The organism is Hymenobacter sp. (genome assembly GCF_031398885.1).
GTDB lineage: Bacteria > Bacteroidota > Bacteroidia > Cytophagales > Hymenobacteraceae > Hymenobacter.
Map to the genome: position 1 here is coordinate 188,731 of NZ_JANNOD010000056.1, position 23,820 is coordinate 212,550.

Annotated in this window: 21 protein-coding genes; 10 read left to right on the forward strand and 11 right to left on the reverse strand. The window is 65.0% G+C overall.

The window, feature by feature from the left end; all coding sequences use genetic code 11:
* Nucleotides 1-6: 6 nt before the first annotated feature.
* Nucleotides 7-1,416, forward strand: a complete 1,410-nt coding sequence (locus RMO51_RS11545; protein ID WP_310394779.1) for an MFS transporter — start codon at nucleotides 7-9, stop codon at nucleotides 1,414-1,416.
* Between the two features lie 211 nt (nucleotides 1,417-1,627).
* On the opposite strand, the gene RMO51_RS11550 is transcribed toward RMO51_RS11545, so the two are convergent.
* From RMO51_RS11550 to thrA, 5 genes are all read right to left on the reverse strand, one after another.
* On the reverse strand, nucleotides 1,628-2,926 hold the full coding sequence (locus tag RMO51_RS11550; protein ID WP_310394781.1) for an NAD(P)/FAD-dependent oxidoreductase: 1,299 nt from the start codon (nucleotides 2,924-2,926) through the stop codon (nucleotides 1,628-1,630).
* Between the two features lie 282 nt (nucleotides 2,927-3,208).
* On the reverse strand, nucleotides 3,209-3,952 hold the full coding sequence (locus RMO51_RS11555; RefSeq protein WP_310394782.1) for a DUF3365 domain-containing protein: 744 nt from the start codon (nucleotides 3,950-3,952) through the stop codon (nucleotides 3,209-3,211).
* 5 nt (nucleotides 3,953-3,957) lie between these two features.
* On the reverse strand, nucleotides 3,958-5,286 hold the full coding sequence (gene thrC, locus RMO51_RS11560) for a threonine synthase (RefSeq protein ID WP_310394783.1): 1,329 nt from the start codon (nucleotides 5,284-5,286) through the stop codon (nucleotides 3,958-3,960).
* A 163-nt stretch (nucleotides 5,287-5,449) separates the two neighbouring features.
* Nucleotides 5,450-6,385, reverse strand: a complete 936-nt coding sequence (locus tag RMO51_RS11565) for a homoserine kinase (RefSeq protein WP_310394785.1) — start codon at nucleotides 6,383-6,385, stop codon at nucleotides 5,450-5,452.
* 96 nt (nucleotides 6,386-6,481) lie between these two features.
* On the reverse strand, nucleotides 6,482-8,929 hold the full coding sequence (thrA, locus tag RMO51_RS11570; protein ID WP_310394786.1) for a bifunctional aspartate kinase/homoserine dehydrogenase I: 2,448 nt from the start codon (nucleotides 8,927-8,929) through the stop codon (nucleotides 6,482-6,484).
* A 169-nt stretch (nucleotides 8,930-9,098) separates the two neighbouring features.
* On the opposite strand from thrA, the gene prfA reads away from it, so the two are divergent.
* Both prfA and RMO51_RS11580 read left to right on the forward strand, forming a co-directional pair.
* Complete coding sequence (gene prfA / locus RMO51_RS11575; RefSeq protein ID WP_310394787.1) at nucleotides 9,099-10,172, forward strand: peptide chain release factor 1; 1,074 nt, start codon at nucleotides 9,099-9,101, stop codon at nucleotides 10,170-10,172.
* Between the two features lie 238 nt (nucleotides 10,173-10,410).
* A complete protein-coding gene (locus tag RMO51_RS11580; protein WP_310394789.1) occupies nucleotides 10,411-11,979 on the forward strand; it encodes a hypothetical protein in 1,569 nt (522 codons plus the stop codon).
* A 15-nt stretch (nucleotides 11,980-11,994) separates the two neighbouring features.
* Here RMO51_RS11580 and RMO51_RS11585 read toward each other — a convergent pair whose 3' ends face one another.
* Together RMO51_RS11585 and gpmI are read right to left on the reverse strand one after the other, a co-directional pair.
* Nucleotides 11,995-12,600, reverse strand: a complete 606-nt coding sequence (locus tag RMO51_RS11585; protein WP_310394790.1) for a hypothetical protein — start codon at nucleotides 12,598-12,600, stop codon at nucleotides 11,995-11,997.
* Complete coding sequence (gene gpmI, locus RMO51_RS11590) at nucleotides 12,593-14,143, reverse strand: 2,3-bisphosphoglycerate-independent phosphoglycerate mutase (RefSeq protein WP_310394792.1); 1,551 nt, start codon at nucleotides 14,141-14,143, stop codon at nucleotides 12,593-12,595. Before gpmI ends, RMO51_RS11585 begins: the two co-directional genes overlap by 8 nt.
* A 172-nt stretch (nucleotides 14,144-14,315) precedes the next feature.
* Here gpmI and RMO51_RS11595 point away from each other — a divergent pair, with 172 nt between their 5' ends.
* The 5 genes from RMO51_RS11595 to RMO51_RS11615 all read left to right on the forward strand — a co-directional run bounded on the left by RMO51_RS11595 (nucleotide 14,316) and on the right by RMO51_RS11615 (nucleotide 17,909).
* Entirely contained in the window at nucleotides 14,316-14,717 is a 402-nt protein-coding gene (locus RMO51_RS11595; protein ID WP_310394793.1) for a DUF4783 domain-containing protein, read from the forward strand.
* Between the two features lie 217 nt (nucleotides 14,718-14,934).
* The gene (nadC, locus tag RMO51_RS11600; protein WP_310394795.1) at nucleotides 14,935-15,801 is read left to right on the forward strand and encodes a carboxylating nicotinate-nucleotide diphosphorylase; all 867 of its coding nucleotides are present in this window, start codon (nucleotides 14,935-14,937) and stop codon (nucleotides 15,799-15,801) included.
* An 89-nt stretch (nucleotides 15,802-15,890) separates the two neighbouring features.
* Nucleotides 15,891-16,514: a hypothetical protein gene (locus RMO51_RS11605; protein ID WP_310394797.1), complete on the forward strand. Its 624-nt coding sequence runs from the start codon at nucleotides 15,891-15,893 to the stop codon at nucleotides 16,512-16,514.
* Nucleotides 16,515-16,628: 114 nt separating this feature from the next.
* On the forward strand, nucleotides 16,629-16,988 hold the full coding sequence (locus RMO51_RS11610) for a hypothetical protein (RefSeq protein ID WP_310394798.1): 360 nt from the start codon (nucleotides 16,629-16,631) through the stop codon (nucleotides 16,986-16,988).
* A gap of 171 nt (nucleotides 16,989-17,159) precedes the next feature.
* Nucleotides 17,160-17,909: a ZIP family metal transporter gene (locus RMO51_RS11615; protein ID WP_310394800.1), complete on the forward strand. Its 750-nt coding sequence runs from the start codon at nucleotides 17,160-17,162 to the stop codon at nucleotides 17,907-17,909.
* Nucleotides 17,910-17,996: 87 nt separating this feature from the next.
* Here RMO51_RS11615 and RMO51_RS11620 read toward each other — a convergent pair whose 3' ends face one another.
* The 3 genes from RMO51_RS11620 to RMO51_RS11630 all read right to left on the reverse strand — a co-directional run bounded on the left by RMO51_RS11620 (nucleotide 17,997) and on the right by RMO51_RS11630 (nucleotide 20,036).
* Nucleotides 17,997-18,425, reverse strand: coding sequence for a hypothetical protein (locus RMO51_RS11620; RefSeq protein ID WP_310394802.1), 429 nt, complete (start codon nucleotides 18,423-18,425; stop codon nucleotides 17,997-17,999).
* Nucleotides 18,426-18,774: 349 nt separating this feature from the next.
* Nucleotides 18,775-19,098, reverse strand: coding sequence for a hypothetical protein (locus RMO51_RS11625; RefSeq protein ID WP_310394804.1), 324 nt, complete (start codon nucleotides 19,096-19,098; stop codon nucleotides 18,775-18,777).
* 17 nt (nucleotides 19,099-19,115) lie between these two features.
* Entirely contained in the window at nucleotides 19,116-20,036 is a 921-nt protein-coding gene (locus RMO51_RS11630; protein ID WP_310394806.1) for a J domain-containing protein, read from the reverse strand.
* Nucleotides 20,037-20,337: 301 nt separating this feature from the next.
* Here RMO51_RS11630 and RMO51_RS11635 point away from each other — a divergent pair, with 301 nt between their 5' ends.
* Both RMO51_RS11635 and RMO51_RS11640 read left to right on the forward strand, forming a co-directional pair.
* Nucleotides 20,338-20,841 (forward strand): DUF6799 domain-containing protein, encoded by a 504-nt coding sequence (locus RMO51_RS11635; RefSeq protein WP_310394808.1) that lies wholly within the window; start codon nucleotides 20,338-20,340, stop codon nucleotides 20,839-20,841.
* Between the two features lie 129 nt (nucleotides 20,842-20,970).
* Nucleotides 20,971-22,335 carry a lysophospholipid acyltransferase family protein gene (locus tag RMO51_RS11640; protein WP_310394809.1) on the forward strand — a complete coding sequence of 455 codons (1,365 nt, stop codon included), beginning with the start codon at nucleotides 20,971-20,973 and terminating at the stop codon, nucleotides 22,333-22,335.
* Nucleotides 22,336-22,405: 70 nt separating this feature from the next.
* Here RMO51_RS11640 and RMO51_RS11645 read toward each other — a convergent pair whose 3' ends face one another.
* Nucleotides 22,406-23,668: a chromate transporter gene (locus tag RMO51_RS11645; RefSeq protein WP_310394811.1), complete on the reverse strand. Its 1,263-nt coding sequence runs from the start codon at nucleotides 23,666-23,668 to the stop codon at nucleotides 22,406-22,408.
* Nucleotides 23,669-23,820: the final 152 nt, after the last annotated feature.

Here is a 23,820-nt window from a genome sequence, read left to right on the forward strand (position 1 = left end):
CGTCCGATGGCATCTGTCGCTGCGGCTCCGGCCACAAGTATTCGCAAGAAGCCCCGCCTGAGCTTCTGGCAAATTTGGAACATGAGCTTCGGCTTCATGGGCATTCAGTTCGGCTTCGCGCTGCAAAACGCCAACACCAGCCGCATCTTCTCCAACCTGGGGGCCAACGCCGACGACATTCCGATTCTGTGGGTGGCCGCTCCGCTCACCGGCCTCATCGTCCAGCCTGTCATCGGCTACCTCTCCGACCGCACCTGGAGCCCGCGCTGGGGCCGGCGGCGGCCGTTTTTTCTGATTGGGGCCGTGCTGGCGTCGCTGGCCATGCTCGTCATGCCCAACTCGCCCACGCTCTGGATTGCCGGCGGCATGCTCTGGATTATGGATGCGTCCATCAACGTGAGCATGGAGCCATTTCGGGCCTTTGTGGGCGACAAGCTGCCGGCCGAACAACACACGACGGGGTTTGCTACGCAGTCTTTTTTCATCGGCATCGGGGCCGTGGTGGCCTCGCTGCTGCCCACCATCCTCACCAAGTTCGGGGTGGCCAACGAGGCGGTGGCCGGCGTGGTACCCAACTCGGTGAAGTTTGCTTATTACATCGGCGCGGGCGCTTTTCTGCTCTGCGTGCTCTACACGGTGCTCACTTCCACCGAGTACCCGCCCGAAGACATGGCAGCTTTCGAGCGCGAGAAAAACCGCGTCACGCTGCTGGAAGGCATCAAGGAAACCTTCACCGGCGTGCTGCACATGCCCAAGGTGATGAAGCAGCTGGCTTCGGTGCAGTTTTTCACGTGGTTCGGGTTGTTTTGCATGTGGATTTTCACCACCCTGGCCGTTACCAAGCACCTGTACCACACCACAGACACCAACTCGGCGGCTTTCAACAAAGGCGCCAATTTCGTGGGCGTCGCGTTTGCCGTGTACAGCGGCGTCTCCGCGGCGTTCAGCCTGGTGCTGCCCATCGTGGCCCGCAAATTCAGCCGCAAGCTCACCCACATGCTGTGCCTGACGGCAGGCGGGGTGGGCCTGCTGTCGGTGGCCTTCATCACCGAGCCGTGGATGCTGTATCTCTCGATGATAGGCGTGGGCATTGCCTGGACCAGCATCCTGTCGGTGCCCTACGCCATGCTGGCCGGCGTCATTCCAGCCAACAAGATGGGCCACTACATGGGCGTGTTCAACGCCTTCATCGTGCTGCCGCAGGTGTGCGCCTCGCTGGGCCTGCCCTTCATCATGAAGCAGTTCCCCAGCCTCGACCCGCTGAATGTAGTGGTATTAGGCGGGGTGCTGATGATAATTGGCGGCCTGCTCACGCTGCGCGTGTCCGACGATGAAAAAATTCGCCTGCCGGCCGAAGGTGAGCAGGGCCTGACTCCGGCCTTTGAAACACCCGCCACGCCGAACCCAGCGGTTTGAATGAGTAGCAAATCCAAGTTGCGGACTGCCGACTTGCCGCCCCGCTGGGGCCGTTGTTCAGCAGTCCGCAACTTGGATTTGCAAGCAGAACTACATCTCAAGTAGTCGTTCAGAAGTAAACGAGTTGTCAGTTGCTCGTTGTTCGTTATTAGTCAGACATTTATCAAGGGGCTAACAACTGACAACGACTGCCTGACAACTTAATTATTTGCTACTTTTCAACAATCATCTCCGCCACTTCGCGGCCGGTGGCCAGCGCCGCGTTCAGCGAGGGATAAGCCGCCCAGTCGCCGCAGTGGTACAGTCCCTCGCTCAGCTTTAGGGGCTGCCGGGCGGGCTGTCCGGGCAGGTACACCGGCAGCGCCGCCGCGATGCGGTAGCTGCGCAGGTGCTCCCACCGCCGCGCCGCCGGCCCGAACCACGCGGCCAACTCCTCGCGCAGGCGGGCGGTGAGTTCTTCTTCGCCCAGGCTGCGCTCGCCGTGGGTGCTCACCGATACCAGAGCCCGGCCGGCCGGCGCGTAGGCCCCGCTCACATCGGCCGGGAAGCTCACGTTGTGCGCCAATGCGTTGGGGCCGGCGTTCAGCCGCAGCAGCTTGTCGTTGCGGCCCGGCGAATGGCCGCCCTCGGTGGCAAAGTACGTGCAGGTGGTGAGGCGGGCCGCCGTGGGGCCGATGAGCGCGTGGGCCGCAACGGCATCGTTGGGGTTGCCGCTCCGGCCGGCCAAGAGGCGTAGGGCGGTGAGCCCGTCGGTGGCCAGCACAATGGCCGAACCTTCCAACACCTCGCCCGAGGTGAGGCGCACCTGCGTGCCATCGACGAGGCCCGCCACGGACGTGTTGAGGCGCACCGCGCCGGAGGGCAGGCGCGCGGCCAGCTGCTCGGGCAGCTGCTGCATGCCCAGGGCGGGCACGGCGGCTTCGCCGGTCACGAACTGCTGGAACACGAACTCGAAAAAGTTGCTGGCCGTGGTCAGTTCCCGGTCGAGAAAAACGCCGCCGAAAAAGGGTTTGAAAAACGTATCTATCATCCGCTCACTCCAGCCGTAGCGCCGCAGAAAGGTGAGCGTGGCGGTGGCGGGGCGGGCCAGCAGTTCTTCGGGCTTGTGCTTGAGCACGTGCCGCACCAGGCTGAGAATGCGCAGCTTGTCGGAAAGGTCGCCAATGGGCGAGGTCAGGGCCGAAAAGGCGGCTAGAGGCCGCTGCAGCGGGTTTTGCAAAGTGGTTTCGCGGCCATCGGCCAGCCGGATGACGGCGCCCGAGCGGAAGGCTTTGAGGTTGAGGGCGCGGTAGTCGAAGATGCGCCGGGCCTCAGGGTAGTTGGTGAGCAGCACCTGAAAGCCGCGGTCGAGCCGAAAGCCCTCGGGGGTGAGGTCGGTGCGCACGCGGCCGCCCACGGCGTCGGCCGCTTCGAGCAGCCGCACGGGCCGGCCCGCGCGGTGCAGCCAGGTGGCGCAGGCTAGGCCCGCCATGCCGGCCCCGATGATGATGGTGGGTTTCAAAGAACTCATAGAAAGGGCGGGCAGAAATTTCTTAGAAGCTGTTTGAGTTATTTTTTGGTGGCATGAGAACAATGTAGAGACGCATCCTGGCGTCTCGTCGTGCGCGCAGGTCGGCCAATTGCGTTCAATGACGAGACGCCAGGATGCGTCTCTACATCGACCAGCGGCTAATTCAAACAGCTTCTTAACTCCAAAACCCGGAAATGGAGGGGCTTGCGTGCAGGTTAGCGCAACGAGAAAGCCCGGCGCCGGCAGGGCCCAGCCTCCCAGCGTAGCGGCCAAACCGATGCCTCAAAACAGCTTGGGCAGCTTGTGTTCCTTCCACTTCTTGCGGGTCTTCATCGTCCAGAATTCCGCCACGCCGTCGCGCCGCAGGCTGAGCTGCCAGGCGCCCACGGGCTGACCCAGGCGGTAGCCCGTGACCTGGTCCCGCGGGAATTTCTGCTTGAGCACGGCGTAGTCGGCCGCCGAAACGTCTTGGCCCACCTCGCCATGGCAACGCAGGCACAGGGCGTTGTTGGCCACGATGGGGCGCTGGTAGAAAAAGACTTCCTGCGACTCCCGCCGCACGGTGCGGGCCGTGTCCGGGCTCAGCGCCTGGGCCAACAGTGCGCCCTGGTTGGCCGGGTTGCGGGGGCGGGGGCTCACGCGACGGGCGGTGGCTTTGAGCACGCCGGCCAGCGAATCAACGAATCGGTAGGTTTCGGGCCGGCAAAAAGCGGCGGCCCGGGCCACGCCGCCCGCGGCCAGCTCGCGGGCCAGGGTTTGGCGCAGCAGCGTGTCGGCGGTGGCCGTCAGCGAGTCGCCGGCCCAGCGGGTGGCCTTGAGCAAGTCCTTGGGCATGATGCGCTTGACTTCCCAGTTGGCGGTTTCGACGCCGATGCGCTTGCTGTCCTTGAGGTGCTCAATCTGGTCGGGCCGGCAGGCGGCCGTCGCCAGGACCAACAGCCAGCCGGCCGGAGTCAGCGCGCGTCTCAGGGCCCGGGTCGCCGGGCTGAGGTGAGGTAATAAAGTATTCAAAGCGAAAGGCAACATGCTGCTTAGGCTAACTCCGAATGCGCCGGGCTGCGTTCCTGCAGCAGGTAAGCTTTTAGTTCGTCGTACTTAACCGCCAAGGGCACGCTTCGTTTGGCGCGGCCCTGCAAGGCCGCCACCACGGCCGGCAACGGAATGGCCCGGCCGAGGATGGGCTCCACCACGGCGGGAAACTTGACGGGGTGCGCCGTGGCCAGCAGCAGCCCCGCGGCGGCCGGGTGCCGGGCCTGGTAGCGCCGCAGGGCCGCGTAGGCCACCGCGCCGTGGGGGTCGAGCAGGTAGCCGTGGTCGGCCCACGCCTGCCGGATGGCGGCCACCGTGTCCGCGTCGCTCACGGTGTCGGCGCTTAGGGCGGCCCGCAGCCGGCCCAGGTCGTGGCCGAACAGCTCCAGGATGCGCGCGAAGTTGCTGGGGTCGCCCACGTCCATGGCGTTCGAGAACGTGGGCACGGCGGGCCGGGGCGCGTAGGTGCCGGTGCGCAGGTAGGCCGGCACGGGCTCGTTGGTGTTGCAGGCGGCGATGAAATGCCCTAGCGGCAGGCCCGACGCCTGGGCCAGCAGCCCCGCGCACAGGTTGCCGAAGTTGCCGCTGGGCACTGCTACCACGGGCGGCGCGGCCCCGGCCGGCCACTGTTGCCAGGCGAAGCAGTAGTAGAGCTGCTGGGGCAGCCAGCGGGCCACGTTGATGGAGTTGGCCGAGGTCAGGAAGCGCCGCCGGGCCAGCTCGGGGTCCCGAAACGCCTGCTTCACCAGCGCCTGGCAGTCGTCGAAGGTGCCGCTCACCTCCAAGGCGGTGATGTTCTGGCCCAGGGTGGTGAGCTGCTGCTCCTGCACGAGGCTGACCTTGCCGGAAGGGTACAGAATCACGACTTCCACCCCCGGCACGCCCAGAAAGCCGCTGGCCACGGCCCCGCCCGTGTCGCCGGACGTGGCGACGAGCACCGTCACGGGTGGGGTGTCGCCGCGCCGGGCGAAGTGGCCCAGGCAGCGGCTCATAAACCGCGCCCCCACGTCCTTGAACGCCAGCGTGGGCCCGTGGAACAGCTCCAGCGCCGCCACGCCCGCCGCCACCGGCACCAGCGGAAATTCAAAATCCACCGCTTCGGCGCAAATATGCTGCAGGTCGGCCTCCGGGATGGTGGCGCCCACGTAGGGCCGCATCACGTTCAGGGCCACGGTGGCCCGGCTCAGGCCGCGCAGCTCGCGCAAAAAGCCGGCGGTGAACTTGGGAATGTTTTCGGGGAAGTACAATCCGCCATCGGGCGCCTGCCCGGTGAGGGTGGCAGCACGAAAATCAACCGGCGGCGACTGGTGGCGGAGGCTGTAGTATTTCATTCTGTAGTTGCCAGTTGCTCGTTGTCAGTTGTCAGTCTATCAGCGAAAAGAACGTCATGTCGAGCTTGCCGAGACATCTCGCATGCGGCAGTAACTCAATCGTGCAACGAAGCGCGCGAGATGTCTCGGCAAGCTCGACATGACGTGCTGGTTTAGTGCATAGTCACAAGACTTCCTCCACCACCCGGGCTCCTTCGGTGCCCACTGGCCCCACGTACGTATTGAAAGCTATGCCCAGCTCGGCAAACACGCTGCCCATGGCCGCGCCCACCGCCTGCGCCGTGGCTTCGGTCTGGTTCAGCATAAAAATGGACGGGCCCGAGCCGGAGATGCCCCCGCCCAGCGCCCCGGCGGCGCGGGCCCGAGCCCGCGCTTCGGCCAGGCCCGGGATGAGCGCCAGCCGCGCCGGCTCCACGATGTAGTCGTCCAACGAGCGGCTGATTAGTGCGTAGTCCGCCGTCAGAAACCCGGCCACCAGCCCGGCCACGTTGGCCCACTGCCGCACGGCCAGGCCCAGGGGCACGGTGGCTGGCAGCACCCGGCGGGCGTCGCTGGTTTTCACCTCGATTTGGGGGTGCACCACGGCCACCCACAGCGGCGGCGCGGCCAGGGCCGTGATGTCCGTCACCGGCTCCAGGGACCGGACCACCGTGAAGCCGCCGAACATGCCGGGCGCGATGTTGTCGGCGTGGCGGGCGCCGGAGGCCACCATCTCACCGGCCAGGGCAAACTCCACCAACTGCATTTTGGTGAAGCGGTTGCCCAGCAGGGCATTGGCTCCCACCACGGCGCCTACGGCGCTGGCGGCGCTGCTGCCCACGCCGCTGCCCGGCCGGATGCCCTTGGTGATTTCCACGTCGAACCCCGCGGCTTCGGGCACCTCGCGCAGCAGCGCCAGCAGGGCCACGCCCGCCACGTTGTGAGCCGGGTCGGTGGGCAGGCAGTAGCCATCGAGATGCCGGATGCGCACGCCCGGCACGGCGGTGCGCCACATGCGGATGGTATCGTAAGGAGCAGTCAGGGCCAGGCCCAGCACATCGAAGCCGCAGCCCAGGTTAGAAAGGGTAGCGGGGGAATGAACGAGAACGGAATCGAGCATGAGCGAAACGAATTAAAAACGAAGAACGAAGAATGGCTTGTGCCACTCCCCTCCGCACCCCGATTTTTAATTCTTCATTTTTAATTTTTAATTCGTTTACAGCCCTGCCGCGCGCACGATGTCGGCAAATACTCCACTGGCCGTGACCTCCGCACCGGCGCCGGCGCCCTTCACCACCAGCGGCTGCTCCACGTAGCGGTCGGTGTAGAAGAGCACCACGTTGTCCTTGCCACGCAGGTCGTAGAGGTCGTGGCCGGGCGCCACCTTTTGCAGGCCCACGGCGGCCTGCCCGTTGGCGTAGCGGGCCACGAATTTCAGGCGGGTGCCGGCGGCCGTGGCGGCGTCGTACAGCGCGCGGAAGTGGGCTTCGTGCGCGGCCATTTGGGTATAGAAAGCCTCCACGTCGCCTTCGAGGCAAGCGGGTGGCAGGAAAGAGTCGATGGCGATGTCGGCCATTTCCATTACTTCGCCGGCTTCGCGGGCCAGGATGAGGATTTTGCGGGCCACGTCGCTGCCGCTCAGGTCGAGGCGCGGGTCGGGCTCGGTGTAGCCTTCGGTTTGGGCCTGGCGCACCACCTCGGCAAAGGGCCGGCGGCCGTCGTAGTGGTTGAACACGAAGTTGAGCGTGCCGGAGAGCACGGCCTCCATGCGCCGGACCACGTCGCCGCTGCGCGTGAGGTCGTTCAGGGTGCCGATGATGGGCAGGCCCGCGCCCACGTTGGTTTCGAACAGAAAGCTGGCGTTGAACTCCTTCGACAGGCTTTTGAGGCGGGCGTAGTGGGCGTAATCGGAGGAGCAGGCCACCTTGTTGCAGGCCACCACGGCCACGCTCTTGGCCAGCAGGTCGGCGTAGCAGCCGGCGGCGGCGGGGTTGGCCGTCACGTCCACGAAGATGGAATTGCGCAGGTTGCGGCCGATGATAAGCTGGGTGAACTCGGCCAGCGTTTGGGCGGGCGCCTGGGCCAACTCGGCGGGCCAGGCGGCCAGGTCGAGGCCGGTTTCGTGCACCAGGCAGTGGCGGCTGTTGGCGATGGCCACCACCCGCACCTGCAGGCCCAGCTTCTCCAGCAGGTGGGCCTGCTGCTGCGCCAGCTGCCCCAGCAGCTTGCTGCCCACGTTGCCGGGCCCCAGCAGAAACAGGTTCACCTGCTTCACGGTGGCCTCGAAAAAGGCTTCGTGCAGCACGTTGATGGCCTTGCGCACGTCGGCGGCGCGGATGACGGTCGAGATGTTCTTCTCCGAAGCGCCCTGCGCGATGGCCCGGATGTTGACCCCGTTCTGCCCCAGCGCGCCAAACAGCTTGCCGCTGATGCCGGGGTGGTCCTTCATGTTGTCGCCCACCAGCGCCACAATGGCCAGGCCGGTTTCGGGCCGCAGCGGCTCGATGCGGCCGGCCGCAATTTCGGCCGCAAACTCCGCGTCGACCGCCGCCCGGGCCGGGGCCGTGTCGGCCTCGCTCACGCCCACGCAGATGGAGTGTTCCGACGAGCTTTGGGTGATGAGCACCACGTTGATGCGCTCGCGGGCCAGGGCCGCAAACAGCCGCTTCGAGAAGCCGGGGATGCCCACCATGCCGCTGCCCTCCAGGTTGAGCAGCGCCAGGCTGCCGATGCTGGAAATGCCCTGCACCACAGCGGCCGTGGGCGGCGGCGCCAGTTCCACCAGCGTGCCGGGGTCGGCCGGGGCGAAGGTGTTTTTAATCCAGAGCGGAATGCCGCGCCGCATCACCGGCTGGATGGTGGGCGGGTAGAGCACCTTGGCTCCGAAGTGCGACAGCTCCATGGCCTCCTGGTAGCTGAGGCGCGGAATGGGCCGGGCGCTGCGCACCAGGCGCGGGTCGGCGGTCATCATGCCGCTCACGTCGGTCCAGATTTCCAGCTTCTCGGCGCCGAGCGCGGCGGCCAGCAGGGCGGCGGTGTAATCGGAGCCACCGCGGCCCAGCGTGGTGGTGTTGCCCTGGGCGTCGGCCGCGATGAAGCCGGGTACTACCCACGAAACGTCGGGGTGCCGGGCTTGGAAAGCGCGCACCCGCTGCTCGGTGGCGTCAACATCTACTTCGGCATTGCCAAAACGCGAATTAGTGCGAATCAACTGGCGGGCATCGGCCCACACCGTGTCCAGCCAAAAGCTGTGGAAATACACCTGAAACAGCCGCGACACCAGCAGCTCGCCGTAGCTAACTAGCCGGTCAAGAGTGCGGCCCGACAGCTCCCCCAGCGCCGTAATCCCGCTGCCTAGCCGGTGCAGCTCCAGGAAATCATCCGTGATTAAGGCCACGGCTGTATCCATTGGCGCTGGCGGCAACCGCAACTGTTCGGCGGCCAGCAGGTGGCGCTGCTCCAACTGCTGCAATATCTCCTGGTAGGCGGGGTCGTCGGCCGCCGCCAGTTGACCCGCTTTAATCAGGGCATCGGTGGTGCCGCCCATTGCCGAAACTACCACCACCACCGGGCCTTCATCAAGCGCCCGCAAGGCAATGGCAGCGCTTTTCTCAATGCTCTCGGCGGAGGCCACCGACGTGCCCCCGAATTTCAACACTTGCATAGCCGTTATTCGTTGCTGGTTGTCAGTTGTCAGGCATTTGAAACCACGCTTTGTGAGCAGGACTAGCAACTGACAACTAGCAACTGACAACAAACAGAACCAGAAGCCCAAACGGCGGTGTTTGGATTCAGTACCTTTGCAAACTACTGAACTATTTCCCGAACACCCGATGCTCGATAAACTAGAAGCCATCAGCCAGCGCTACGACAACGTCAACGAAGAACTGATGCAGCCCGACGTCATGTCGGACCTTAAGCGCTACAAGTCACTTAACAAGGAACTCAAGGAACTGGGCAAGATTGTGGCCGAGTACCGCAAGTACCAGGGCGTGCTCAGCAACATCGAAAACGCCCGCGCGGTCGTTTCCACCGAGAAGGACGAAGACTTCCGCCAGATGGCCAAGGACGAGCTCGACGAGCTGCTGCCCGAGCAGGAGCGCCTGGAAGACAGCATCAAGGACCTGCTGCTGCCCAAAGACCCCAACGACTCGAAGGACGTCATCATGGAAATCCGGGCCGGCGCGGGCGGCGACGAGGCGGCCCTGTTCGCCGGCGACCTGCAGCGCATGTACATGCGCTTCGCCGAAAAGCAGAACTGGAAAATGGAGCTGATTGACGCCATGGAGGGCACGGCCGGCGGCTACAAGGAAATCATCGTGGCCGTGCGCGGCGAGGACGTGTACGGCAAGCTCAAGTTTGAGAGCGGCGTGCACCGCGTGCAGCGCGTGCCGGCCACCGAAACCCAGGGCCGCATCCACACCAGCGTGGCCTCCATCGTGGTCATTCCCGAGGTGGAAGAGTTCGACATCGAGCTGAACATGGGCGACATCCGCAAGGACTACTTCTGCTCCAGCGGCCCCGGCGGTCAGTCGGTGAACACGACTTATTCGGCCGTGCGCCTCACCCACTTGCCCTCCGGCCTCGTGGCCCAGTGCCAGGACCAGAAGTCGCAGCTCAAGAACTTCGACAAGGCCCTGGCCGTACTCCGCTCCCGGGTGTACGACATGGAGCTGGCCAAGAAAAACGAAGCCGACGGCCTGGTGCGCAAAAGCATGATTGGCGGCGGCGACCGGAGCGACAAAATTCGCACCTACAACTACCCGCAGGGCCGCGTTACGGACCACCGCATCGGCTACACCGTCTACAACCTGGCCAGCGTGATGGAAGGCAACGTCGACGACTTCGTGGAGCAGCTCCGCATCGCCGAGAGCGCCGAGCGCCTGCAGGAAGGCGTGACGAAGTAAGCAAGACAGCGCGTTGGACGGACAACTCCCCTCCTTGGCAAGGAGGGGATGTTTCAGCGAAGCTGAAACGGGGGTGGTCAGGGCGTCCGCGCAGTTTGCACCATTAGGTTTGCATTCATCCGTTGTTGCAACAATTTCCTCCCAACCTGCCCGTTCAACGCCCCAACCACCCCAGCCACCGCTTCGCGTTGGCGTCCCCTCCTTGCTGAGGAGGGGAGTTGTCCGTCCAACGCTTCCCATGCGCCACCTCTTCCCGCTCTTCCTCATCCTTAGCTGCCTGCTCACCTTCCTGCCCGGCTGCGAGCCGAAGGAAGACCTGGTGCAAACCTCCGGCCGCCTGGAATTTGCGGCCGACACGGTGCTGTTCGACACGGTGTTTACCACCATCCGCACCGTGACCAAGCGGTTGTGGGTGTACAACCGCAACCGCGGCGCGGTGCAGACGGACGTGAGCCTGGGCGGCGAGGCCGGCCCCACCTACTCGCTCATCATCAACGGCGACGCCGGCCCCGCCGCCAGCGGCGTCACCATCCGGGGCAACGACAGCCTGCTGGTGCTGGTGCGGGCCGTGCTCGGCGACAACGGCCAGAGCGCCGCGCCCAAGCAGTACCTCGTCACCGACGAGCTGCGCTTCCGCACCAACGGCAACGAGCAGAACGTGAAGCTGGTGGCCTACGGCCAGAATGCCTATTTCCACCGGGCCGACATCATTGCCCGCGACGAAACCTGGCGCACCGACAAGCCCCACGTCATCATCAACGCCGACTACGCGAGCGGGGGCCAAACCTACCCGGTGGGCGTGGCCGTGCTGCGGGGCGTCACGCTCACCATTCCCAAGGGCGCCCGCGTCTACGCCCACGCCGGCGCCTTTTTGCAGGTGGACGGCACGCTGCTGGTGGGCCAGGACTTCGTGCCCGGCACGGGCATCACCGACACCGTGAAGGCCAGCAACGCCAACATCGTGCGCTTCCAGGGCGACCGGCTGGAGCCGTTCTACGCCGACGTGCCCGGGCAGTGGGGCGGCATCGTGTTCACCAGTAGCAGCCGGGGCAACCGCATTCGCTACGCGGAAATCAAGAATGCCGTCTTTGGCGCCTTGCTGTTCAACCCGGATAACGTTACGCCCCGGACGGACCTGGCCCTTGAGAATACCGTGATTCGCAACATCTCGGGTTCTAACCCCTCCTTCGCCAACGCCAACGCCTCCACCGGCGCGGGCATCCTGAGCTACTCCGGCGAAGTGACGGCCACCAACTGCCTGTTCACCAACTGCGGCGAGTACGCCGTGCGGGGCGTGGGCGGTGGCACCTACGACTTCAACTTCTGCACCGTGGCCAACTACACGCCGTCGTTCCGGCGCGAAACGCCCTCGCTCGAATTCACCAATGCCTTCGAAACCCGGGCTGGCGTTGTCAAGCGGCCCACCAGCGTTAGCATCCGCAATTCCATCGTGTGGGGTTCTTACGAGGACGAGCTGTTTCTTGAGAACAACGCCGACCCCAACTATGCATTCAATGTGGTAAACACGTTGCTGCGCACTAAGGAGTACGAAGCCGGCACCAACGCCCCCGGCAAGCCCGGCCTGGCCGCCCCGGCCCTCGCCAACCTCGTCAACGCGGACCCGCAGTTCAAGCGCACGCCGCTTTCTTTCCTGGGCGGCGCGCTCGACTACAGCCTCCTGCCGGCGTCCCCGGTCGTCACCCCCAAGCGCCCCCGGGCCGGCGCCGCACCCGCCGCCGACATCCTCAACCTGCCGCGCCGCAACGCCAACGCCCCCAGCCTGGGCGCGTTCGAGTCCACTCCCTAGTTTGGGTATCCGGGGCTATTCTACCCGCCCGGCCGCGGCGTAGCGCAGCGTGTCAAAAAACACGAGCTTCTGGGTTCCTACCACCTCGTAGCGCCGCAGCTGCCCGTTCTGCAACTCAAACCGCAGTTGCTTTTGAGCCGAGAACAGCGCATTGTTTTGCACCACGGTGGCGGCCACTTCCTGGGCGGCCGCGCCCTGCTGCACCACCGTCAGGCGGGCCACCGGGGCGTTGGGCTGGCCGGGCCGGCGGGTGTAGGTGCGGCGCAGGCGCCCGTCGGGCAGCAGCACCGAATCCACGGCGTAGGCCCCGCGCAGGGCGGCCTTATTGATGTCGGCCTGAAAAAAAATCTGGAGCTCGTCGGCCCATTTCACGGCGGGCACCCGCACGGTTTCAACGGCATTGCCGCGCAGGCTCACGCGCTTGGTGACGGCGGCGCGGCGCTGGGCCAGTTGCGCCACTTGCTGCGTGAGCAGCCCCTTCACGTCGAAATAAAGCGGGCGGCGCGCGGCCGGCGCGGCGGGGCCCGCGTCGCCGCAGCCCGCCAGCAGCCCGGCGCCGGCCAGCAGCCACGGCCATTGTCCCAGCAGCTCACTCATCCCCACCAGGCCGTGCCTACGCATTCGAGGCAGTGGTTTTGTTGCGGCGCAGCAGGCTCACGCCCGTCATCTCGGCCGGCTGGGGCAGGCCCATCAGCTCCAGGATGGTGGGGGCCAGGTCGCCCAGCTTGCCGTCGGCCAGGGTGCCGGCGTAGTCGTTATCGGCCAGGATGCAGGGCACCAGGTTGGTGGTATGGGCGGTGTTGGGCGAGCCGTCGGCGTTGCGCATGAACTCGGCGTTGCCGTGGTCGGCAATGATAATACTGGCGTAGCCGGCGGCCAGGGCGGCTTCCACCACGGCGCGGGCGCAGGCGTCGGTGGTTTCCACGGCCCGCACCACGGCCTCGAACACGCCGGTGTGGCCCACCATGTCGGGGTTAGCAAAGTTCAGCACCACAAAATCAGCCGCCTGGGCTTGCAGCTCCGGGATGAGCGCGTCGCGCAGTTCGGCAGCGCTCATCTCGGGCTGCAGGTCGTAGGTGGCCACCTTGGGCGAGGCCCGCAGGATGCGCTGCTCGCCCGCGAACTCGGTTTCGCGGCCGCCCGAGAAGAAGAACGTCACGTGCGGGTACTTCTCGGTTTCGGCAATGCGAATCTGGGTTTTGTGGTGCGCCGCCAGCACTTCGCCCAGGGTGTTGTCGAGGTTGTCCTTCTCGAACACCGGCGTCACGCCCACGAAGGTGTCGTCGTAGTTAGTCAGAGTGAGGTAGTGCAGGTTGAGGCGCTGCATCTGGAAGGCGTGGTTGTCCTGCTGGGTGAGCACCTCCGTGATTTCGCGGCCCCGGTCGGTGCGGAAGTTGAAGCACAGCACCACGTCGCCGTCCTGAATGGTGGCCAGCGGCTGGCCGTCGGGCCCAGTCTTCACGATGGGCTTGAGAAACTCGTCCGTCACGCCCTCCTTGTACTGCTCCTGGATGGTTTGGATGAGGTTTTGCGACCGCTCGCCCACGCCGTGCACCAGCAGGTCGTAGGCCACCTTCACCCGCTCCCAGCGGCGGTCGCGGTCCATGGCGTAGTAGCGGCCCACCACCGAGGCAATTTTGGCGCCGCTGCGCTCCAGGGATTCTTCCAACTCGTTGAGGTAGCGCACGCCGCTCTTCGGGTCGGTGTCGCGCCCGTCGGTGAAGGCGTGCACGAACACGCGCCGCACGCCCGCCTCGTGGGCAATGGTGCACAGCGCCTTCACGTGGTCGATGTGCGAGTGCACGCCGCCGTCGGAGAGCAGGCCGATGAGGTGCACGGGTTTGTCGTTGGCCACGGCGTACTCGAAAGCCTTCACCAGGGCCGGCATCTGACCCAGCTTCCGCTCCCGGATGGCCTTGCCGATGCGCACCAGCTCCTGGTTTACCACCCGGCCGGCGCCGATGTTCATGTGGCCCACTTCCGAGTTGCCCATCTGCCCCTCGGGCAGCCCCACGGCCTCGCCCGAGGCCTGCAGTTTGCTGTGCGGAAACCGCCGCAACAGCTCGTGGTAGAACGGGGTGCGGGCGGCGTCCACCGCCGAAACCGCCGTATCCTGCGCGATGCCCCAGCCATCGAGAATAACCAATAAAACCTGTTTACTCATGCCGCAAAGATACGGCCGGCGGCCCCGTGGGTTGGAATCATCTACCTTAGGCGTTGCTTTTCCGCCGCCTTGCCCCGTGGTGCGTTTGGTGGCAGCTTGGCGGGCCGTTGGACTTCCTGGCACCATTTTCGCTCATAATCTTACCGCGCATGACGCACTTATTACCCCAATAATGAAACGCTATTTTTTTAGGGCACTACTTTTAAGTTGGTTATTCCTTTTTGGCACCGGCGCGGCCCACGCGCAGGTCGACAACCTGGGCGCCGTGGGCTCGGCCATGCGCAACGGTTCCTCCCGCGAGCTGTCGCAGTACCTCGCCGCCACGGTGGAAATCGGGTTCGACGGCGACAAGCAGAGTTACAACGCCACCCAGGCCGAAATCGTCATCAAGGATTTTTTTGCCAAGAACACTCCCAGCAACTTCGAATTCATCCACCAGGGCGAAAGCCGCGAGCACATCCAGTACGCCATTGGCCGCTACACCGGCCGTAGCGGCACCTACCGGGTGTTTGTGAAGCTCAAGCCCTCGCGCGGCGCCCCGGTTATCGACACCCTGGACTTCACGAAAGAATAACCTGACAAGCCCCATTCCGAACCGGATGGGGCTTTTTCGTGGGCCGTTAGCAACCGCGTTGGGTATTTGTCATCCTGAATGCAGCGGACGGCCTTATCGCCGTCGAACCACCCGCGGCGGCGCGGCTGAGTTCCTTCGTTGCACTCGGGATGACAGGCGAAGCCGATGGGTGCATGTTCGGCTTTATTCGCAAAGGCGAGGGCCGTACCTTTGCGCCGTGCAAACCCCCACCCCTGCTTACCTCACGCCCGAGGCCCTGACCGCCTTCATCCGCACCGCCTTGGCCGAGGACGTGGGCGACGGTGACCATTCGGCCCGGGCCGCCATTCCGGCCGATGCCCGCAACCGGGCCCACCTGCTGGTAAAAGGCGAAGGCCTGCTGGCCGGCATGGCCCTGGCCCCACTCATTTTTGAGGAAGTAGACCCCACCCTGCAGTTGCACCTGCTGCTGCCGGACGGGGCCCGCGTGAAGCACGGCGACGTGGCTTTCACCGTGGAAGGCCCCGCGCGCAGCATCCTCACCGCCGAGCGGCTGGTGCTCAACTGCATGCAGCGCATGAGCGGCATCGCCACCTACACGGCCCACTTGAACACGCTGCTGGCCGGCACCAATGCCAGGCTGCTTGATACCCGCAAGACCACGCCCAACTTCCGCATCTGCGAGAAATGGGCCGTGCTGATTGGCGGCGGCGTGAACCACCGCTACGGGCTGTTCGATATGATTATCCTGAAGGACAACCACGTGGACTACGCCGGCGGCGTAGCCCCGGCCATTGCTGCCACTCAGAAATACCTGGCCGACACCGGCCGGCAGCTGCCCATCGAAATCGAAACCCGGACGCTGGCCGAGGTGCAGCAGGCGCTGGCCACCGGCGGCATTGCCCGCATCATGCTCGACAACATGCCGCCCGACCAGCTGCGCGAGGCGGTGGCGCTCATCAACGGGCGCTTTCCCACGGAGGCCAGCGGCGGCATCACCGAGCAGACCATTGCCGAAGTGGCCCGCACCGGCGTCGACTATATTTCCGTGGGCGCCCTCACCCACTCCGTCAAAAGCTTGGACTTGAGCTTAAAAGCCTATTAACTAGTTGTCTGTTGCTCGTTGTCAGTTGTCAGGTTGTTCTGGTGGCGGCAACGGCTAACAACTGACAACGAACAACTGACAACGAACAAATGAACCAACCCAACCAACGCGGCAGTGGCGGCGGCTTCCGCCAGTCGCAGCAAGCTTCGCCGCTGGCCATTCGCACCAAGAAAACGCAGTTCGATACCAACACCTACACCCGCCTGGCCCTGGCCGACGTGTGGCGCAAGGACTGGGTGTACGCGCTGGTTCCATTTGCGCTGGGGCTGCTGCCGGCTATTTTCGTGCATTCGTGGTGGTGGCTGGGGCTGGCCGTGGTGCTCACGGTGCTGTTTGCGCTGCTGCGCTCGGCCCAGGTAACGGGCGTGGCCCAGATGGAGCAGAGCAAGCCGCTGTTTGAACGCATGAACTTCGAGATGGACCAGAAGCAACTGCTGCTGCGCGTGGGCCCCGAAAAAGCCATGCAGTTGACCTGGGACATGATAGGCCGCGCCCGCCGCGACGCCGACGCCTACCGTCTCTACCTCAAGCCCGGCGCGCCCCCGGCCGACACCGCCCCGTGGCGCCTGTGGCTGGCCCGCACCTTCGACGTGCCGGTGTTTCTGCACCTGCCCCTGCGCATCTTCAACTCGCCCAACGACCAGAAGCTGTTCGAAGCCCTGCTGCGCCGCAAGAACCTGCTGCCGGCCGAGGCCGGGGCCGCAACCGTTTAGTCCAGCAGCCGGTACGCAGTTGTTACCGGGTGAGTCGCAACGGCCGGCCCAGTGACGCCGCTTTCGCCGACCACGTGCTTTTTTTACATTCGTTACCCTGCAAATTTTATCCCGATGAAACTGACCCACACCCTGTTGCTGGCTTTGGCGGCCACCGCCCTGGCCTCGTGCAGCGCCGAGCCTTCCGACTGGCGGCCCGACGACAAAGTATCCGTTGACATGGTGGCCCCCGGCACCCGCGCCACCGACAACTTCGACCAGAACACCGACTACGCCCCCAACCAGGCCAAGGGCGCGGCCATCACCAAGCCCATCAGCTCGTCGGCCGATTTGGACGAGCGGCCGAAACCGTCGGCCGAATCGGCCATCACGGCCAACGCCGAAGAGGGCCTGCGCAAGCGCGGCCGGCTGAACGACGCGGGCAAGTCCAGCCAGGCCGACACCACTGCGGACGGCCACGAGATACAGCGCTGAGCCGCCGGCCCGGCCGGACCATTGGTGCAAGCGGCAGCTTTGCCCGCCCGCTGGCGGCCGCAAAGCTGCCGCTGCTTTTGAGTGAAGCATGAAAAATAAGGAATGAGGAATTGCCAACAGCATGACTCTTTATTCCTCATTCCTCATTCTTCATTCCTCATTCTTTTCTCCATGGGGTTTGCTATTTTTCTGCTGCTGCTCACGGTGCTGGGCGCTGGCGCCGCGGCGGCCTGGGTGCCGGTGGCGCGGGGCAGCCGGTGGCTCAAGCCGCTGCTGGCCTTCAGCGGCGCGTACCTGTTCACGCTCACCATCACGCACATTTTGCCCGAGGCCCTGCAGTTGCTGCCCGCGCACCCGCAGCAAATTGGGTACTGGGTGCTGGCGGGCTTCTTCGGCCAGCTGCTGCTCGAAGTGCTCTCGCAGGGCGTGGAGCACGGGCACGTGCACCACGAGGCCGCCCACGACCCGCACGAGGGCGGGGGCCGGGTGCCGTTTCTGCTGCTGGGGGCGCTGGTGGTACACTCCTTTCTGGAGGGCAGCATCCTGGTGCACGCCCCGGAAGTGGGGCAGATGAGCCAGAACTTCTACGCCATCGTGGTGGGCGTGGCCTTGCACCACATGCCGGCGGCGTTTGCGCTGGCCACGCTGCTGCGGCTGCGGTTCGGCGGCTTCCGGCGGGTGTGGCCGTGGCTGCTGGTGTTTGCGCTGGCCTCGCCGGTGGGCATCGTGGTGAGCAACTACGTGGTATTGGGCGAGCTGCTGCGCGGCGGCGTCTACGCGGCTTTGCTGGGGCTGGTGGCCGGCAATTTCCTGCACGTCTCCACCACCATTCTATTTGAAACCAGCCCGGAGCACCGGCTCAACTGGCCCAAGCTGGGTGCCACGCTGGCCGGGCTGGCGCTGGCTTTAGTCGTGGCGTGACAAGCTCAGCAGGTAGCTTTGAGCACCGATAGCAGGACGGAAGGAATTCTGTTTAAATATGCCGTAAAAGGCCTCGATTCACCAAGTTTACCGAATGAAAATGGTGCCTGGGTGATACTTGCTGTAGTCTGGCTTTGGCGATGAAGCTAACCAAATATCTACCCTTGTCTCTGGAAGTTCAGGTGTTGGACGCAGGATGTGAATTTGCCCAATGGCTGCGGGGGCAATTCGAAGGACTGCGACTGCTTGCGCTTCTAGCGGGTGGCCATTGAGCGCAAAGGTGAGCGGGCCGCGTAGGCCGAGTTGGTGGCCTAGCTGAACGAAAGACTTACTGCGAATACGTTTCGAGGAGGTAATGTCGAGCACATCAACTCCTAAATTCTTTAATTGAGGCGCTATTTTCTGGGCACCAAGTGTGTATGCTCCTTTGTACACCACTATTTTCTTTATTTCCCTAGTATCCTGTGCCGTAAAATCAGCTAAAACACCATTAATGATAATAGTGGAGTTGAGCACATACAGTGGGTCGGGTATTGGTGCTTGAAGCCTGCTGTAAGAAGTAGTTTCCTGCGCATGACTTCCGATTGGGGCACTGCTTAGACCAATTAAGAACAATAGGTGAAGCCAATTACAATGCATGGTGAATTCTGTAAAAGTGCAAGTGATGGCGCGGAGAGAACAAGGCTGAGAACTATGATATCTGCTCAGACTGGCCCAAAAACGCATGTTGTGTTAAAAGAGAATTCTCGCCCTTCGACGCCCCTGCGTGCTCCCCAATCTTGCTGCCTATGGCCCACTTCGCAGATACTCAAGCAGCCTAAGTAGGGTGAGGTGCAGCCAGCCCCCTGGCCTTTCCGTCGGGCATTTACAATTCCTCCAGCGGCCCGTTGCCGCGCACGAATGCCTCCAGCTGCCGGGCCCGCGCCGTCTCGTGCACCAGCGCGGCCTGGAGCCGCACCAGCCGCTGGCGCATGGCCAGGATGACGTCGAGTGCCTCCGGGGCCAGGCCCAGCTCGTGGTGCAGGCGGGCCAGGCGGGGCAGGTCGTCGGGCTCGTCGACAAACACGGTTTCGGGCGCGGGGGCCGGGCGCAGCAGGCCCGCCTGCAGGAACTCGTGCAGCGCACCCGGCCCCAGGCCGTAGCGGGCCGAGCATTCCTGAAAAGTGAGGATGAGAACGTGGGCGTCCATGGCAACAAGGCAAGGCGTTAGGCTTCGGCGCGCAGGGCGGCCAGCTGCTGAATCAGCTCTTTTTCCGGTTCGGTGAGGCGCTGGGGCAGCACCAGGGTCAGGCGCAGGTACAAGTCGCCGAACTGGCCGGCCTGCTTGTATACGGGAAAGCCCTTGCCGCGCAGGCGCAGGCGGGTGCCGTTCGGGGTTTCGGGCTTGAGCGTGATTTTGACGGGGCCGCTCAGGGTTTCCACCGTGTGCTCGCCGCCCAGCAGGGCCTTGTAGAGGGGCACGGGCGCGTCCTGGGTCAGGTCGTTGCCGGTGCGGGCGTAGCGGGCATCGGGCCGCAGGCGGAAGGTGATGAGCAGCGAGCCGCGGGGCCCGCCGTTACGGCCGGGGCCGCCCTGGTCGCGCAGCCGAATGGTCTGGCCGTCGGCCGTGCCGGGCAGGATGGTCAGGCGCAGGTTTTTGCCCTGCACCGTGATGGTGCGCGGGCCGCCGTGGTAGGCTTCTTCCAGGCTCAGCTCCAGCTCGGCCTGGTAGTCGGGCCCGGCGCCGGGCCGGCTGCCGCCCGCGCGCGCGCTGCCCCCGCCGAACAGAGAGCCGAAGAAATCGGAGAAGTCGTCGCCTTCGTCGAACGGGCGGCCGCCCCCGCCGCCCTGCGTGTACTGGCTCCAGTCGAAGCCGCCGCCGGGCGGGGCGCCCCGGCCCGCGCCGCCGGGCTGCTGCTGGTAGCGCTGCCAGTCGGCCCCAAACTGGTCGTACTTCTTTCGTTTATCGGGGTCGCTGAGGACTTCGTTGGCCTCGTTAATTTCCTTGAAGCGCTGCTCGGCGCCGTTGTCGTTCGGGTTCACGTCGGGGTGGTGCTGGCGGGCCAGCTTGCGGTAAGCCTTTTTGATTTGGTCAGCCGTGGCCGTTTTTTCCACGCCCAGCGCCTTGTAATAATCTTTGTAGTCCACGGTGGAAGGATTGGGTTAGATGTGCTGAGGGTGGAATTTACGGTTTTCCGGCTTCAGCCCAACGCCCCCTGGCGGCGGCGTGGCGGCGCAAGTTCATCATTCGGCATTTGAATTTCCCCAGCCCGCCGCGGCGCCCGGGCGGTGGGCTCGCCCAAGAAAGGCGGTATTCCAGCCGGGCGAAGCTGGCCCCGGTTTTGCACTCGTACATTACCTTGGCGTTAAGCCGTGTGCTGAATACGCCGTATCTTGCGTTCGCCAGCAGTTTATACTCATTCTTCCATATTTCATCTTACACTTTTCCATGAAACTCCGACACGTTTTTCACTGCTTGTTTGTGGCAGTGCTACTGGGCGAGGCGGCCACGGCGCAGGCCCAAACCAAGCTGCCGCCGCGCCGCACCGGCGGCGTGGCGCCGCGGCCCCGCATGGTGGCCACGGGCGTCGGCCTCAAAGACGGCCTCACGATGCAGAAAGGCCGGGTTGTGCTCACCGAACTGGGCGTCACCAACCCGCTCACGGCCGACAAAAAACTCATCAATGGCGTCCGCATCAGCCCCACCGGCCTCGTGACGGCCAAGGACAGCAGCACCATTCAGATGGCCGAGGGCGACGTGGTGTCGCTCACGGGCCGCGTCACCAGCCGCGCCTCCATCGCGGAGGCCGACAGCTTGCTCAAAATCAAGACCTTTGACATGCGCTACCCCGGCAAGCGCAAAAAAATGGAGGAGGAGCGCGCCCGCAAAGAAAAAGTTAAAATCAAGCTCGCCGAGGACAAGGCCAAGGCCAAGGCCAAGCGCGACAAGTAGCCCCCCCGCAGCCACTACCTGCCGGGCGCAGCCGGGTCTTTGGGCCCGGCTGCGCTCTTGGTTTGGGGGCGCCGGGACTGGGGCGCCGCACCGGCCGGGCCCTATCTTCGGGCCTCACGTTTTCGGCCCATGCTCTTTTACACCGTTATGAAACCGCTGGTGCAGGTGGCCCTGCGGGTGTTTTTTCGCCGCGTGGAGGTGCGCCACCCCGAGCGCCTGCGCCTGCCCGGCCCGCTGCTGTTGGCCAGCAACCACCCCAACACCCTCATGGACCCGCTGCTGGCCGCCGTGAACCGCCGCCAGCCCATTGCCTTCCTGGCCAAGAGCACGTTCTTCAAGAACCCCGTTCTGCGGGCCGTGCTGGAATCGGGCAACTCCATTCCCATTTACCGGGCCCAGGACGCGGGCGAAGCCGGCCCCATTACGGCTGAGCAGCGCGCCGCCCGCAACGAGGCCACCTTCGGGCGCTGCTACGACTACCTGGGCCGCGGGGGTACGCTCATGATTTTTCCCGAAGGCACCAGCATCAGCGAGCGCCGGCTGCGGCCCCTTAAAACCGGCGCCGCGCGCATTGCGCTGGGCACCGAGGCCCGCCACGGCTTCCGGCTGGGCCTGCAAATCGTGCCGCTGGCCATCAACTACTTCGACCCCAGCAAGTTTCGCTCCGACGTGCTGCTGAACGTGGCCCCGCCCATTGCGGTGGCCGACTTTGCCGCCGCCTACGCCGCCGACCCGGAAGCCGCCGCCGACCAGCTCACCGAGCGCATCCGCGAGGCCCTGGAACAAAACCTGGTGGTGAGCAAGGACGCGGCCGACGACGCCCTGGTGCAGCAGGTGGAACGCACCTTCGGCGACCACCTCAACCCCGACGACGACCCGGCCACGCTCTACGACAACTTCCAGCTCAGCCGCACCCTGCTCGAAGCCCTGGCCTGGGCCGAGCAGCACTTTCCCGAGCGCCTCACCGCCGCCCGCCGCCAGTTCGATGCCTACCTGGCCAACCTGCGCCGCCACCGCCTCACCGACGCCGCCCTCGACGACCAGCGGCGCGGCTCCGTGGCCGGCTTGGTCAACCTGGTGCTGGGCGCGCCGGTGTGGATTTACGGCGTGCTGAACAACTACCTGCCCTACAAACTGCCGTCCCTGGTGGCGCAGCGGGCCACCAAAGAAGCGGAGTTTGTGGCTCCCATCATGATGGTCATGGGCATGGTCACCTTTCCGCTGGCCTACACCCTGCAGGCCGCCGCCGTCCAGCACTGGCTCACCCACGACTGGCGGCTCACGGCACTGTACGTGCTCACCCTGCCCTTCGCCGGGTTCTACGCCCTGGGCTACTGGAACATGCTGGCGGCCCGGCTGCAGGGGCTGCGGGCGGCGCGCCTGTTCCGCACAGCCCCGGCCGCCGGGGCCGAGCTGCTGCGGCAGCGGGCCGGGCTGGTGCAGGAATTAGAGGAAGCCCGCACCGCGTTTCTGGCGCGGTTCAGCAATGGGTGAATGGATGAATGGGTTAGGGAGTGCCGTTACGAGCTTGGCGCATAACGGCACTCCCTAACCCATTCGCCCATTAGATAAACGCTCCTGCCAGCAGCGCTACGGCAATGATGACCACCGACGGCACTTTTTCCCAGAGCAGCAGCAGAAAAGTGGTGCCCACCAGCAGCGGGTTCAGCGGCAGGGTATCGATGGGGCCCAGGTGAAAGGGCAGGGCCAGCAGGCGGTCGGGCAGCGGGTGGTAGAGCAGGAACGTGGCCGCGCACACCAGCCCGGCGCTCACGGCGTTGATGCCTTCGAGCGAGGCCTGCACCACGCGGTACTGCCGCAGCCGGTCCCAGAACCGAATGACGAAGAAGATGAGGAACGTGCCCGGCAGGAAGATGCCCGCCGCCCCCACCAATGCGCCCAGTACCTGCATGCCCAGCCCCCCGGCCGGCCGCATGGCCAGCGCCCCGATGTAGGCCGCCAGCGAGAAGTTGGGCCCCGGCATGGCCTGCACCAGCCCCAGCCCCGACAGGAACTCCGGCCCCGTGAGGTAGCCCTTGAACTCCACGAACTCGGCGTAGAGCAGCGGGGCCAGCACCTGGCCGCCGCCGAACACCAGCGAGCCGTTGCGGTAAAAATTCTCGAACAGGCGCACCGGCAACAACCGCGTGTAGTGCCCCAGCACGGCCGCCCCCACCAGAATGCCCAGCCACAGCACGAAGTTGGCCCACTCCACGCGCAAGGGGCTTTTCTCCTGAATGATGGCGTGCTTGCGGTAGCGCGCGGTGGTCACGGCCCCGCCGGCCAGCAGCAGCGTGGGCAGCATCCAGGGCAGCTGGAAAAAGTAGGCCAGCATGGCCGCGGCCACCATCAGGGCCACCGCCGTTTTGGTGTGGATGACCTTCTCGGCAATGCGGTAGGCCGAGAACGCGACGAAGCCCACCGCCACCGGCTGCACGAACTGCACCAGCGCCCCCACCCGGGCCGGGTCGAGGCGGCTCAGGGTGAGGCCGGCCAGGGTCATGAGCGTCACGGCCGGCGTCACCCAAATCAGCAACGTGAGGTAGGCCAGGTTGGGCCCGCCCAGCCGGAAGCCGATGACCGTAATGGTTTGGGTGGAGGTGGGCCCGGGCAGCAGCGCGCACAGGGCTTGCAGCTCCAGCAGCTCCGCCGTGCTCAGGTAGCGGCGCCGGTTCACCAGCAGCCGGAAAAACATGGCCAGGTGCGCCTGCGGCCCGCCAAAGGCGGTGAGGGCCAGCACCGCCACGTCCTTCAAAAAAATAATGCCCCGCACCCGCCGCGTCCGCTTGCCCGAGCGCCGCGGGGGCGGCGCGAGGGAAACGGGCACGGGCGGGGGTGGGGCATTGTTTGGAACGGAAGCCGGAACGGTCATGCCAGACAAAAGAGAACGTCATGCTGAGCGGAGCCGAAGCAAAACTACCACGGCACAAACTCAAACGATGGGATTAGTTAAGGGGGAGAGATGCTTCGGCACCGCTC